Raw genomic sequence first — 14110 nt, forward strand, 5'->3', positions numbered from 1 at the left:
CTCAGCGACCGCGAACCGCTTGTTCCAGTTCGGCGAAGCTTGGGCGGTGCTTGGGGTACAGCACCTTGCGCCCGAACTCGACCGCCAGTGAGGGCGGCATGCCCGAGGCCGAGGCCACCAGCGAAGCCTTGATCGATTCGTAGAGGTTCAGCTCTTCCTTGGCATCGTGCTCCAGGCACTTGGCCAACGGGCCAAAAAAGCCGTAGGCCGCCAGAATACCGAAGAAGGTACCCACCAGTGCCGCACCCACATGGAGGCCGATGGAAGCCTGGTCACCATCACCGAGCGAGGCCATGGTCACCACGATACCCAGTACCGCCGCGACGATACCGAAGCCGGGCATGCCGTCGGCGATGCCGGTTACCGCATGGGAAGGGTGTTCCAGCTCTTCCTTCATGCTTAGCAGTTCCATGTCGAACAGGCCCTCGAGTTCGTGCGGGGCCATGTTGCCGGTGGACATGATGCGCAGGTAGTCGCAAACGAACGCGGTCATGCGCTCATCGGCCAGCACCGTCGGGTACTTGGCGAAGATCGGGCTGGCGGCGGCGTCCTCGATGTCGGCCTCGATGGCCATCATGCCTTCACGACGGCTCTTGTTGAGGATCTCGTACACCAGGCCCAGCACTTCAAGGTAGAAGGCGTGAGTGAAGCGCGAGCCGAACATCTTCATCGACTTCTTGATGACATGCATGGTCATGTGGCCAGGGTTGGCCTGCAGGAATGCACCAAAGGCCGCACCGCCGATGATCAGTACCTCGAACGGCTGGATCAGCGCCGCGATCTTGCCATGGGAGAGTACGTATCCGCCGAGCACGCTCGCGAATACGACAATGATGCCGATAATTTTAGCCATAGGTTCAAAGCACTTGCTGTCGTGGTCAGGGGAAGAGGCGGAAGCTTTAAAACTCTTCTTCTACTTATCGGCAGAACTGCGCCAGACTATAGCCACTCATTGCGAAAAGCCAGTTCGGACTGATGTCAAAATGCCAATTGAAACCAAGGTGCCCGCTCAGGCTCCACGTACGCTAGAGGCCTGGGTAAAGCTGCTCGAGAGCGTTCGCATCCCCGTGCCGAAGCACAGCTACGACCGGGTCATGGCCGCCATCCACGATAACCGCCGCTCGCTGCGCGATATCGCCGAACTGATGCAGGATAGCCCGGCACTGGTGCTGTCGGTGATGCGGGAAGCCAATCACCCCACCAATGCCAGCCTGGCCGAGCCTGCCGAAAGCCTGGAAATCGCCCTCAACCGCCTGGGCCTGGAGCGCAGCGAACAACTGCTCAAGCGCCTGCCTGCGGTGCCCGTCGAAGAGATCCCGCCGGTACTATGCCAGTTCCAGTTGATCAGCCAGCATGCCTCGCAGCAGGCCAGCGGCCTGTTCGCCAGCCGCCTGGCACGGCTGTGGCAGGAAATCCACTGGGGCAGCCTGCTGTTCCTGTCGCCACTTTGGCCGCTGGCGCTGGCCTACCCCAAGCTGCTCGATACCTGGGAACTGCGGGTTATCCACAAGGGCGAAGACGCCGCCCATGTCGAGGAAGAGCTGTTTGGCGTGCGCATCATGGCGCTGTGCCAGACCATGGCGGAGTACTGGCGCCTGCCACAATGGGTGACCCAGGGTTACCGCCTGCTGCTGGAAGAACGCGAACAACTGGCCCAAGTGCTCAATATCGCCCGCGACCAGGACCTGCTCAGCCAGCAACATCGCCTGGATGCCGAACCCGGCCTGCGCCGCTGGTTCAACCAGCCGGCCAACACCGTGCTGCTGGCCAACAACCTGGCCCTGGCGGCACAGGTGGGCTGGGACAACCCACACCTGCTGCGCTGGCAACTGCTGACCGCGCTGTACCTGCAGACCTCTCTGGAAGACGTGCAGCAGCAGGTGCACCAGCAAGCCGCGGCCAGCGCCCGCCGCCATGCCCAGCATGCCCTGTTCCACCCGGCCGAAGCGCTGATCTGGCCCTGGCACCAGCGTCGCCCGCACCCGGACATGCTGGCACCGCCACCGCCCAGCAGTGACGACCTGGCGCGCTGGCGCAAGCTGTGCCAGCACCTGCTGGCCCAGCCCAGCCCGTTCACCAACACCGTGCACCTGGCCACCCAGGCCCTCGAGGCCCTGCTGGCCTGCGGCATGCAGCGCATCCTGCTGCTGAGCCTGGACAAGGCCAGCGACTACCTGCGTGTGCAGCAACTCGCCGGCCTGCCCAAGGAGGCCGGAGCCCTGGCCCTGCAGGTATCGCAGAATAGACTGCTGCAAAAGCTGCTGGCCCAGGCCGGGCAATTGCGCATCACCCCGGAAAACCACAGCCAGTTCTCGGCCCTGTTGCCGGCGCCGCTACGTGCCTTGTTCCGCAGCGAGCACGTGCTGCTGCGCTCGCTGGCGGTGAACGACCAGGTGCTGATGCTGATGGTGGCTGACCAAGGCTGCCGACCAATGGCCGATATCAGCGTGCAAGCCTTCGGCAAGACCGCACAATGTACCGAGCGGGCACTGTCGGTGTTCGCCAACCGCAAGGCCTGAGCCTTGCGCTACAATCGCCCCTCTTTCCACTCTGGAGACCGTGGATGACTGACTTTTCCGGCCTGCCCCTGGTGATCGAAGCCGCGGACCTGCTGCCACGCCTGGATTCGCCACAGCTGATCCTGGTCGACCTGAGTAGCGCCAACCGCTATGTCAGCGGGCATATCCCCGGCGCACACTTCGTCGAAGGCAAGCGTACCCAGCTCGGCCAGCCCCCCGCGCCCGGCCTGCTGCCGGCCCTGGGCGAGCTGGAAAAACTGTTCAGCGAACTCGGCCACCGCGACGATGCCGTGTATGTGGTGTATGACGATGAAGGCGGCGGCTGGGCCGGGCGCTTCATCTGGCTGCTCGACGTGATCGGCCACAAGCGTTACCACTACCTCAATGGCGGCATCCAGGCCTGGCCCGCCGACAAGCTCTCCACAGAAGTGCCCGCCAGCGGCAACACGCCGGTGCACCTGCGCATCGACACTTCGCCAACCGCCACCCGCGAGTACCTGCAAAGCCGCCTGGGCGCCGACGACCTGGTCATCTGGGACGCCCGTGGGCCGCAGGAATTCAGCGGCGAGAAAGTGCTGGCTGCCAAGGGCGGCCACATCCCCGGCGCGATCAACTTCGAGTGGACCGCCGGCATGGACCTCAACGACCACCTGCGCATCCGCCAGGACATCGCCGAAGTCCTGCAGAACCTGGGCATCACCCCCGACAAGGAAGTGATCACCCACTGCCAGACCCACCGCCGCTCCGGTTTCACCTACCTGGTGGCCAAGGCCCTCGGCTACCCACGCGTCAAGGCCTACGCCGGCTCGTGGAGCGAATGGGGCAACCACCCGGACACGCCTGTAGAAGTCTAAGGAACCTGCATGAAATCCCGTTTGTTCATCATCAGCCAGTACCTGCTGCCGCACCACCTGCTGTCGCGGCTGGCCGGCTGCATCGCCGAGTGCCGCGTGCGCTGGTTCAAGAACGCCTTCACCGCCTGGTTCGCCAAGCGCTACCAGGTCAACATGAACGAAGCGCTGGTCGAGGACCTGAGCGCCTACGAGCACTTCAATGCATTCTTCACCCGCGCCCTGAAGCCGGGGGCCCGCCCGCTGGACGAGACCCCGGGCGCCATCCTGTGCCCGGCCGACGGTGCCGTCAGCCAGCTTGGCCCGATCGAGCACGGCCGCATCTTCCAGGCCAAGGGCCACGGTTTCAGCGCGCAGGAACTGCTGGGCGGTGACCCGGCCATGGCCGCGCCGTTCATGGGCGGCGAGTTCGCCACCATCTACCTGTCGCCCAAGGATTACCACCGCGTGCACATGCCGCTGGCCGGTACCCTGCGTGAAATGGTCTACGTGCCGGGCCGCCTGTTCTCGGTCAACCAGACCACCGCAGAGAACGTCCCCGAGCTGTTCGCCCGCAACGAGCGCGTGGTCTGCCTGTTCGATACCGAGCGCGGGCCAATGGCCGTGGTGCTGGTTGGCGCGATGATCGTCGCTTCGATCGAGACCGTATGGGCCGGCCTGGTGACGCCGCCCAAGCGTGAGCTGAAGACCTTCCGTTACGACGAAGCCAGCCGCACGCCGATCCACCTGGAGAAAGGTGCCGAACTGGGCCGCTTCAAGCTGGGGTCGACTGCTATCGTGCTGTTCGGGCCGGAACAGGTGAAGTGGGCGGAGAACCTGGGTGCTGGTTCCGCGGTGCGCATGGGGCAGCAGTTGGCTGCGCCTGTGCAGGCTTGATTGCGGCTTTTGCTTTGAAGTGGTTGACGCGATTTTTGCTTCGCCAGTGAGATCGAGCGCCGCCCGCGCGGCGCTTCGCGGGACAAGCCCGCTCCCACATTTGTTGCAACGTGGCCATGCCTGTGGGAGAGGCGTTGTCAGCCTTTGTACAGGACTTGAGACAGGTGGGGCGGCAGCAATGCCAACCCAGAAATCCAGTCAGCCCCCCAAGGCTGACAACCATGGCCTGTCAGGTTCGGCACGTTGCAACAAATGTGGGAGCGGGCTTGTCCCGCGAAGCGCCGCGCGGGCGGCGCTCGATTTCACAGGCCCTGAAGATACAACGGCAAACTAGCCGCGCGCGTCGCGGTCGCGCAAGCCCAGCAGGTACAGCACCCCATCCAGCCCCAGGGTGGAAATCGCCTGCTTGGCAGACTGGCGCACCAGCGGCTTGGCACGGAACGCAACACCCAGGCCGGCCAGCGACAGCATCGGCAGGTCGTTGGCACCGTCACCCACGGCAATGGTCTGCTCCAGTTGCAAGCCTTCTTCGCTGGCCAGCTTCTGCAACAGCTCGGCCTTGCGCTGGGCATCGACGATCGGCTCCACGGCCACGCCGGTCACCTTGCCGTCGACCACTTCCAGTTCATTGGCGAACACATAGTCGATACCCAGGCGCGCCTGCACCTGGCGAGCAAAGTAGGTAAAGCCACCGGACAGGATCGCAGTCTTGTAACCCAGGCGCTTGAGCTCGGCGAACAGGTTCTCGGCACCTTCGGTCAGGCGCAGCGACGCACCGATCTCGTCCAGTACACCCACATCCAGGCCCTTGAGCAACGCCATGCGCTCCTTGAAGCTGGCGCGGAAGTCCAGCTCGCCGCGCATGGCGCGCTCGGTGATCGCGGCCACCTGCTCACCCACACCGGCGGCCTTGGCCAGTTCGTCGATGACTTCGGCCTCGATCAGCGTCGAGTCCATATCGAACACCGCCAAGCGGCGGTTGCGGCGGAACAGGTCGTCCTTCTGGAAGGCGATGTCGACGCTCAGTTCTTCAGCCAGGGCGAAGAAGTCGGCACGCAGAGCCTGGGAATCGCTCGGCACGCCGCGCACGGAGATCTCGATGGACGCCTTGCCCTTGCCGGTATCGGCATCCAGCGCCACACGGGCCGACAGGCGCTCGATGCGCTCGATGGTCAGGCCATACTGGCTGATCACTGCACTCACCCGCTGCAGCTGCTCAGGGGTGATCTTGCGGCTGAGCAGGGTGACGATGTGGCGCGCCTCGCCCTGGCCATCGGCCCAGTGCTGGTAGTCCGCCTCGGAAATCGGCGTGTAACGGGCCTGCAGGTTCAGTTCATGGGCCTTGGCCTGTACACTTTGCAGCAGGGCGGTAGCCACTTCGTTGTCCGGGATGTCGACCAGAATGCCGAACGACAGGGTGCCATGCATGACTGCCAGGCCAATGTCGAGGATGCTCACACCGCCCTGCAGCAGGACGCCGGTGATAGCCGCAGTGAGACCGGGACGGTCCTCACCGGTGATGTTGATCAGGACGATTTCGCGCACAACCTGGCTCCGACTTCGATGAAAAATGCGCATTCTACCGATTTTCCGTGATCATCGGGCGCCAACGATACTTTGCCGACAAAACCCGGCTCGCTATACTGCCCCACACTTTCATGCCATTAAGAGCCGAGCTCAGTGAACCGGCCCACGCCCGTCAAACCAGACAACTTCTTCCTGATGATCTATCGCGCCCTGAGTCAACGTCGCGTGCCACTGGCACTGCGCATCGCCTGCACCAACATATTCCTGGTGGCGCTGGCGTTGGTGATCTACGCCTGCGTAATGGGCCTGCAGTTCAAGCAGGCCATGCACGAGCAGGCCGATGCCCTGGGCCAGAGCCTGACCACCCAGACCGCCACCTCGGCGACCGAGCTGCTGGTGGCCAACGACATCCTCAGCCTCAACGTGCTGCTCGGCAACCTGGTGAAAAACCCGCTGGTGGCCCATGCGGCGATCTACAGCGTGGACAACCGCATCCTCGCCGAAGCCGGCCAGCGCCCGCGCAACAGCCTGCTGGGCGAGGCCGAAGGCCTGTACCAGACCAAGATCACCTTCCAGGACGTGACCGCCGGGCAACTGCGCATCAGCCTCGACATGAGCCAGTTCCAGCAGCCGATGTTGATCAGCCTGCAGAGCATGGGCATCCTTGCCGCCATCCTGCTGGTGCTGGCGCTGACCCTGAGCCTGCGCCAGGGCCGCTTCATCACCCTGCCGCTGCTGCAATTGCGGGTGTGGCTGCGCGACCCGCAACCCTATACCCCGGCCACCGACCGCCAGGACGAGATCGGCGACATCGCCCGCCAGCTGCATGCGCGTCTGGCCCCACCGCCGCCACCTGAGCCAGAGCCTGAGGAAGAGGACGACGAGCAGTTCGACGACCTGCACGACGCCGCCCCGGCAGCCAAGGCCGCACCACCGCGCGCCAAGCTTGCCGCCCAGGCGGACGAGGATGACGACGAAGCCTTCGCCGGCCTGCTGGACAACGACAGCGCACCCAAGGCCATCGTGGCCGAATCCGACGAGCCGCAGTACAGCGCCGTGCTGGCTGTGCAACTGGGGTCGCAGGAGCAGCTGCGCCGCCTGCCACGCACGCGCCTGACCGAACTGACCGAGCGCTACCGCGATTGCCTGGAGCACGCTGCCTCGCTCTACGACGGGGAAACCCACACGCTCAACGACGGCAGCACCCTGGTGCTGTTCCACAGCCGCGACTGTGGCGAAGACTACCTGACCAACGCCATCTGCTGCGGCGAGCTGTTACGCGCCCTGGGCCATGCCCTGCAGATTGAAGTGGCGGACAGTGGCATTACCCTGCAGTTGCAACTTGGCCTTGCCCTGGGCAACGACCTGCAAGGGCTGGAGCTGGTGGACCTGTTGATGGCCGAGAAGGCCCAGGACGCTCTGGCGCTGTCACAGCACAGCCGCAACCTGTTGCTGGTGGAGCGGCAGATCAGCGATGACACGCTGATTCGCCAGCGCGCCCGCATTCGCCCGATTGCCAGCCCGGAAGGCGCCTGCTGCGTGGAGCGCCTGATGGAGCCCTACCCGTCGATGCTGGAGCGGCAGTTGGCGCGGATGCACGAACGCCGGGCCTGATACCGGGCTGGCCTCTTCGCGGGTAAACCCGCTCCCACAGGGCCTGCGCCAACCTGTGGGAGCGGGTTTACCCGCGAAGAGGCCAGCACATACAGTACAAAAACAGCAGATACGAAAAAGCCCGCAACGATGCGGGCTTTTTCGTATCTGGCAGTCCAATCAGAACCGATAGACTTCCATATCGGTACGAATTGGTGCAGCCATCGGGATCTTGGATTTCTCTGGCGTTTTCTTCACCTGTACCGGCGCAGCTGGCTTCTTAGGCGACTCTTCGGCAATCGCCGGCTGGTTGGCCAGCGGCTTGACCGCCGTACTCAGCTGTTCGGCCAGCTTCTGCAACAATTGGCCCTGGGCCTGCACCTGCGACGCCTCGCTGCCCGCATGCGGCTGCTCAAGGTGAACGATGCGGTTGTCACGCACATGACCACGACGGTCCAGCAGGCGCCACTGGGCATCGAGGATGGCCGGCTGGTCCTTGCCCGAGTCCAGGCGAGTGATCGACAGCAGCACTTGTACATCCGGGCTGAAACCCGCCGCCGCCGGGGCCAGCACTACGCGCTGGCTGTCCAGGCGCCAGGCGAGCTGGCGCACCAGCAACTGGTCGATATCCGACGAAAGGCTGCCAGCCCAGCGACCGTCGGTCGCCGGACTCAGGCTGCCGTCGGCCTGACGCTGCAGGAATGTCTCACGTTGCAGGTAGTCGGCCACCGATACCGGGCCGAGCACCACGGCCATGCCTGCACTCTGCGAAGGCTGGCCAGGATCACCACTGTCGAGCTGGTACAGGGCAACCGGCTTGTGCATGGTGCACCCGCCAAGGCCCAGCAGGCCAGTCATCAACAGCGCAAATGGAAGGCGCAGAAATTTCATCATCCCATCCAGGCGGTCGCCAAACGGCCAACCGCAGTGATACATGTAGATTCAAACGGGCACACGGCCACGCCGGCACCGCAAGGGCCATATCATCCGCGAAATAACCGTCCGACTCCAGCATTTCTGCCCGGAACGACGCTGAAATTGCCGTTCCAGACATTTCAACCGGTTACGCCGGCACTTCCACCTGCAACCCATCGACCCGCTGGAACCCGCGTGGCAGCTTGCTGCCACGCCGGCCGCGCTCGCCCTTGTAATGCTCCAGGTCGTCCGCTTTCAGAGATAGGGTACGCTTGCCGGCTTGCAATACAAGTGTCGCGCCTTCGGCAATCACGGCCAGATCGGTAACAAATTCTTCACGGCTGGCCACACGATCGCCTGGCACACCGATGATCTTGTTGCCCTTGCCTTTGCCCAACTGGGGCAAGTCGCTGACCTTGAAGACCAGCAGACGGCCCTCGGTGGTCACCGCCGCCAACCAGTCCTGCTCGCGGTTGGCCACCGGGCGCGGGGTCATGACCTTGGCACCGTTGGGCAGGCTGAGCAAACCCTTGCCGGCCTTGTTCTTGGCCTGCAGGTCTTCACCCTTGACCACGAAGCCGTAGCCGGCGTCCGAGGCCACCACATACAGCGCGTCGTCGTCCGGCAACAGCACGCATTCGAAGGTGGCACCCGGTGGTGGCGTCAGGCGGCCGGTCAGCGGTTCGCCCTGGCCACGCGCCGACGGCAGGCTGTGAGCTGCCAGCGAGTAGCTGCGGCCGGTAGAGTCGATAAGCACGGCAAACTGGTTGGAGCGCCCCGCGGCGGCGGCCTTGAAGCCATCACCTGCCTTGTACGACAGGCCGGTGGCATCAATGTCGTGGCCCTTGGCGCAGCGCACCCAACCCTTTTCCGACAGCACCACGGTAACCGGCTCGGTCGGCATCAGCTCATTTTCCGACAGGGCCTTGGCTTCGGCGCGCTCGACGATCGGCGAACGACGATCATCGCCATAGGTTTCGGCATCCTTGATCAGCTCGGTGCGTACCAGCTTGCGCAGCTTGGCATCGCTGCCCAGCAGGGCCAGCAGCTTGGCCTGCTCTTTCAGCAGTTCGTCCTGCTCGCCGCGGATCTTCATCTCTTCCAGGCGCGCCAGCTGCCTCAGGCGAGTCTCGAGGATATAGTCAGCCTGGATCTCAGTCAGATCGAAGCGGGCGATCAAAGCCTGCTTGGGCTGGTCCTCGGTACGGATGATGTGTATCACTTCGTCCAGGTTGAGGAACGCGGTCAGCAAACCTTCCAACAGGTGCAGGCGCTTCTCCACCTTGTCCAGGCGGTGCTGCAGACGGCGGCGAACGGTAGCGGTGCGGAACTCCAGCCACTCCAGCAGCAGCGCACGCAGGTTCTTCAGCTGTGGTCGACCGTCCAGGCCGATGATGTTGACATTGACCCGGTAGCTACTCTCCAGGTCGGTGGTCGCGAACAGGTGCTGCATCAGCTCGTCGGCGTCCACGCGGTTGGAGCGCGGGATGATGACGATACGGCACGGGTTCTCGTGGTCGGACTCGTCACGCAGGTCGGCGACCATCGGCAGCTTCTTGGCCTGCATCTGCGCGGCGATCTGCTCCAGCACCTTGGCCCCGGAGACCTGGTGCGGCAGAGCGGTGACGACGATGTCGCCATCCTCGACGCGGTATACGGCGCGCATGCGGATAGAGCCACGGCCGCTTTCGTACATCTTGAGGATCTCTGCCCGCGGCGTGACGATCTCGGCCTCGGTCGGGTAATCCGGCCCCTGGATGTGCTCGCACAGCTGCTCGATGGTGGCCTTGGGCTCGTCGAGCAAGCGCACACAGGCTGCCGCCACTTCACGCAAGTTGTGTGGCGGCACGTCGGTGGCCATACCCACGGCAATGCCGGTGGTGCCGTTGAGCAGAATGTTGGGCAGGCGCGCCGGCAGCACGGCCGGCTCCTGCAAGGTACCGTCGAAGTTCGGCACCCAGTCCACGGTTCCCTGGCCGACTTCACTGAGCAGCACTTCGGCATAGCGCGACAGACGCGCTTCGGTATAACGCATGGCAGCGAACGACTTCGGATCGTCCGGCGCACCCCAGTTGCCCTGGCCGTCGACCAGGGTGTAGCGGTAGCTGAACGGTTGCGCCATCAGCACCATGGCCTCGTAGCAGGCCGAGTCGCCGTGGGGGTGGAACTTGCCGAGCACGTCACCGACGGTACGCGCCGACTTCTTGTGCTTGGCATCGGCATCGAGCCCCAACTCGCTCATGGCGTAGACGATGCGTCGCTGCACCGGCTTCAGGCCATCGCCGATGTGCGGCAGGGCGCGGTCCATGATCACGTACATGGAGTAGTTGAGGTAGGCCTGTTCGGTGAAGTCAGCCAGCGAGCGGCGTTCTACGCCGTCCAGGCTGAGTTCCAGTGAGTCGCTCATGCGGGCCTCGTCATTTCAGGTTCTGGCGCAGCAGCATGGTGCCGCCGCGCTGGGTAAATTCAAGTTGTTTCAGGGCACTCATGCCCAGTAATACGGTCTGCCCGTCCAGGCCCGGCACCACGATGGCGCGCACGTCCTGCAGGCGGATATCACCCAGTTGCAGGCTGGCCAGGCGTGTACGGTAGCCTTCGGTACGGCCGTTGGCGGTACTGAGCTGCACCGGGCTGCCGCGCTCCAGGCCCAGCTCGCGGCCCAACGCCTCGGGGATTGCCACGTCGGTGGCGCCGGTGTCGAGCATGAAATGCACCACCTGGCCGTTGATCGCACCATCCACCACGAAGTGACCCTGGCCATTGCCCAGCAGGCGCACCTCGATAAAGCCTTCGCCATGCGACGACTGCACTTGGGCATTGGGGTTGCGCTGGTTATCTTCCCATTGGCCGAAGAAACGCGTGGCAAGGAACAGCGCCGCCACCCAGGCAACGATCATCAACACCTTACCAGCCCGCTTGCCCGGAGCCTGGCTCATGGCTTGGCGCTCCAGCCGCCTTCCGGTGCGTCGAAACGCCAGACGATCGGGCGTGCTTCACCATCGGCGCGGGCACCGTTGTTGTTGTCCACACCGATCCAGGCGCCCTTGGCATCGATCACCAGGGCCTCGGCAAGACCGAACGGCTGTTGATAGCGGCGCGACTCGACCAGGGCATCGGCAGCGAACGACCAGCAGCGCTCGACCTTGCCGCTGTCGGTATCACGCCGACAGACCCGATAGGCGTTGCGCTCGAGGGTGAACAGCTTGCCCTCGAACCAGGCCAGGTCGGCGAAGTCGCGCGACAGTGCCTGGGCATGGGGCATCTGCGCCGGCTGCATCTCGACCCCGGCCTCGCTCAGCAGCACGCAGCTGCGGCCGCAGGTCCACACCGATTGCTGGCGCTCGATGGCCACCAGGCCACGGCGCTCACGCTCGGCGGCCAACCACAGGCGGTCGCCCGCCGGGTTGATCGCCAGGCCTTCGAACAAGGCATTGAAGTTCAGCAGCATGCCGCTGGCCCGGGCCTGACGGACCATCGCCGGGTCGATCTTCAACCAGCCCGCCTCGCCTTCCAGCGGCAGTTGCAGGACGGCGGCATGGGCCTCGCTAACCAGGTACAGGTTGCCCGCCTGGTCACAGCTGATACCTTCGAAATCCAGCTCGCCACCACGGATATACGACGCCGCCCAGTTGCGCGACTTCAGGCCCCACGGCAAGCCACTTTCCGGCACCGCTGGCGGGGTGAAGGTGAGCGGCTGCGCGCGCCAGGTCGGGTTTTGCTGGTCGAAACGGTAGATACGGTCGTCGTCGCGGTCGGACACGCCCCATAGTGCACCCCGGCACTCCACCAGGCCAGACAGGTTGCCACCGCGCATGCCGTCAATCGGATGTTCGGCGTTCAGCTTCAGCTCTGGCCAGTTACCTGCCAGGCTCGGCAGGGCAACCAGCGCCAGGCAGGCAGCCAGAAGCCGCCGAATCAAACCATGACCTCGGCCAGGTTGCCTTTGGTTTCCAGCCAGCTCTTGCGGTCGCCCGCGCGCTTCTTGGCCAGCAGCTTGTCCATCAGCTCGCAGGTGGCCTGCACGTCGTCCAGGGTCAGCTGCACCAGGCGCCGGGTGTTCGGGTCCATGGTGGTTTCGCGCAGCTGTGGCGGGTTCATCTCGCCCAGACCCTTGAAGCGGGTGACCTGTGGTTTGCCACGCTTCTTCTCGGCCACCAGGCGATCGAGGATACCGTCACGCTCGGCCTCGTCGAGGGCGTAGTAGATTTCCTTGCCCAGGTCGATGCGGTACAGCGGCGGCATGGCCACGTATACATGCCCGGCCTCGACCAGCGCGCGGAAGTGCTGGACGAACAGCGCGCACAGCAGCGTGGCGATGTGCAGGCCGTCGGAGTCGGCGTCGGCGAGGATGCAGATCTTGCCGTAGCGCAGCTGCGCAAGGTCGGTGGCCCCCGGGTCGACGCCAATGGCCACGGCGATGTTGTGCACTTCCTGGCTGGCCAGGACTTCGCCACCGTCCACTTCCCAGGTGTTGAGGATCTTGCCACGCAGCGGCAGGATCGCCTGGAATTCCTTGTCGCGTGCCTGCTTGGCCGAGCCACCGGCCGAGTCACCCTCGACCAGGAACAGCTCGGCGCGCATCGGGTCCTGGCCGGCGCAATCTGCCAGCTTGCCGGGCAGCGCCGGGCCCTGGGTGATGCGCTTGCGCTCGACCTTCTTGCTGGCCTTGAGGCGGCGCCCGGCGTTGCTGATGGCCAGCTCCGCCAGCTGCATGCCCAGCTCGGGGTGGGCGTTGAGCCACAGGCTGAAAGCGTCCTTGACCACGCCGGAAACGAAGGCAGCCGCCTCGCGCGACGACAGGCGCTCCTTGGTCTGCCCGGAGAACTGCGGGTCCTGCATCTTCATCGACAGCACGAAGGTGATGCGCTCCCAGACGTCTTCCGGCGCCAGCTTCACGCCGCGCGGCAGCAGGTTGCGGAACTCGCAGAATTCGCGCATGGCATCCAGCAGCCCCTGGCGCAGGCCGTTGACGTGGGTGCCGCCCTGGGCGGTAGGAATCAGGTTGACGTAGCTTTCCTGGATGCTGTCGCCGCCTTCGGGCAGCCACAGCAAGGCCCAGTCCACCGCCTCCTTGTTACCGGCCAGGCTGCCGCAGAACGGCTCGTCGGGCAGGCGCTGGAACTCGTTGACCGAGTCGACCAGGTAGGAGCGCAGGCCGTCCTCGTAGTGCCATTCGACCTTCTCGCCACTGGCCTTGTCCTCGAAGCTGACCAGCAGGCCCGGGCACAGTACGGCCTTGGCCTTGAGCACGTGCTTGAGGCGGCTGATGGAGAACTTGGGCGAGTCGAAGTACTTGGGGTCGGGGCTGAAGTAGACGCTGGTGCCGGTGTTGCGCTTGCCAACCGAGCCGACCACTTCCAGTTCGCTGGCCTTGAAGCCATCGGCGAAGGTCATCTGGTATTCGTTGCCGTCACGTTTGACGCGCACGCGCACCTGGGTCGACAGAGCATTGACCACCGAGATGCCAACGCCGTGCAGGCCGCCGGAGAACTGGTAGTTCTTGTTGGAGAACTTGCCGCCGGCGTGCAGTTTGGTGAGGATCAGCTCGACCCCGGACACGCCCTCTTCCGGGTGGATGTCCACCGGCATGCCGCGGCCATCGTCGCTGACTTCCAGCGAGTGGTCGGCATGAAGGATGACCTGCACCGAACGGGCGTGACCGGCCAGGGCTTCGTCGACACTGTTGTCGATGACTTCCTGGGCCAGGTGGTTGGGGCGGCTGGTATCGGTGTACATGCCCGGCCGCTTGCGGACCGGATCAAGGCCCGAGAGGACTTCGATGGCGTCTGCGTTATAGGCGCTAGCGCTGGGAGTGGCCATAGGGTCTCG

The 14110-nt window shown here is 64.5% G+C and carries 11 protein-coding genes; 4 read left to right on the plus strand and 7 right to left on the minus strand.

Annotated features, from left to right (window positions below; genetic code table 11):
• Position 1 precedes the first annotated feature (1 nt).
• Positions 2-853, minus strand: coding sequence for a flagellar motor stator protein MotA (gene motA / locus CAY82_RS01220; RefSeq protein ID WP_015272014.1), 852 nt, complete (start codon positions 851-853; stop codon positions 2-4).
• 130 nt (positions 854-983) lie between these two features.
• On the opposite strand from motA, the gene CAY82_RS01225 reads away from it, so the two are divergent.
• The 3 genes from CAY82_RS01225 to asd are packed head-to-tail and all read left to right on the plus strand — an operon-like array spanning position 984 to position 4246.
• The gene (locus CAY82_RS01225; RefSeq protein ID WP_087499590.1) at positions 984-2519 is read left to right on the plus strand and encodes an HDOD domain-containing protein; all 1536 of its coding nucleotides are present in this window, start codon (positions 984-986) and stop codon (positions 2517-2519) included.
• 44 nt (positions 2520-2563) lie between these two features.
• Complete coding sequence (locus CAY82_RS01230) at positions 2564-3373, plus strand: rhodanese-like domain-containing protein (RefSeq protein WP_087499591.1); 810 nt, start codon at positions 2564-2566, stop codon at positions 3371-3373.
• A 9-nt stretch (positions 3374-3382) separates the two neighbouring features.
• Positions 3383-4246, plus strand: coding sequence for an archaetidylserine decarboxylase (asd, locus tag CAY82_RS01235; RefSeq protein WP_087499592.1), 864 nt, complete (start codon positions 3383-3385; stop codon positions 4244-4246).
• A gap of 330 nt (positions 4247-4576) precedes the next feature.
• Here the strand turns inward: asd and serB are convergent, their stop codons facing one another.
• Positions 4577-5791: a phosphoserine phosphatase SerB gene (gene serB / locus CAY82_RS01240; protein WP_170931006.1), complete on the minus strand. Its 1215-nt coding sequence runs from the start codon at positions 5789-5791 to the stop codon at positions 4577-4579.
• A gap of 135 nt (positions 5792-5926) precedes the next feature.
• Here serB and CAY82_RS01245 point away from each other — a divergent pair, with 135 nt between their 5' ends.
• Positions 5927-7387: an AhpA/YtjB family protein gene (locus tag CAY82_RS01245; RefSeq protein WP_087499594.1), complete on the plus strand. Its 1461-nt coding sequence runs from the start codon at positions 5927-5929 to the stop codon at positions 7385-7387.
• Positions 7388-7546: 159 nt separating this feature from the next.
• Here the strand turns inward: CAY82_RS01245 and CAY82_RS01250 are convergent, their stop codons facing one another.
• The 5 genes from CAY82_RS01250 to parE form a co-directional block, all read right to left on the minus strand.
• The gene (locus CAY82_RS01250) at positions 7547-8257 is read right to left on the minus strand and encodes a membrane integrity-associated transporter subunit PqiC (RefSeq protein WP_087499847.1); all 711 of its coding nucleotides are present in this window, start codon (positions 8255-8257) and stop codon (positions 7547-7549) included.
• A 172-nt stretch (positions 8258-8429) separates the two neighbouring features.
• Positions 8430-10688: a DNA topoisomerase IV subunit A gene (gene parC, locus CAY82_RS01255; protein WP_087499595.1), complete on the minus strand. Its 2259-nt coding sequence runs from the start codon at positions 10686-10688 to the stop codon at positions 8430-8432.
• Between the two features lie 10 nt (positions 10689-10698).
• Entirely contained in the window at positions 10699-11217 is a 519-nt protein-coding gene (locus CAY82_RS01260) for a TIGR02281 family clan AA aspartic protease (RefSeq protein ID WP_087499596.1), read from the minus strand.
• The gene (locus tag CAY82_RS01265; RefSeq protein ID WP_087499597.1) at positions 11214-12200 is read right to left on the minus strand and encodes an esterase-like activity of phytase family protein; all 987 of its coding nucleotides are present in this window, start codon (positions 12198-12200) and stop codon (positions 11214-11216) included. The genes CAY82_RS01260 and CAY82_RS01265 overlap by 4 nt, the downstream gene beginning before the upstream one ends.
• Complete coding sequence (gene parE, locus CAY82_RS01270) at positions 12197-14101, minus strand: DNA topoisomerase IV subunit B (RefSeq protein ID WP_015272020.1); 1905 nt, start codon at positions 14099-14101, stop codon at positions 12197-12199. Before parE ends, CAY82_RS01265 begins: the two co-directional genes overlap by 4 nt.
• Between the last annotated feature and the right edge of the window lie 9 nt (positions 14102-14110).

Origin of the sequence: Pseudomonas sp. SID14000, assembly GCF_002165135.1 — a bacterium.
Classification (GTDB): Bacteria; Pseudomonadota; Gammaproteobacteria; order Pseudomonadales; family Pseudomonadaceae; genus Aquipseudomonas.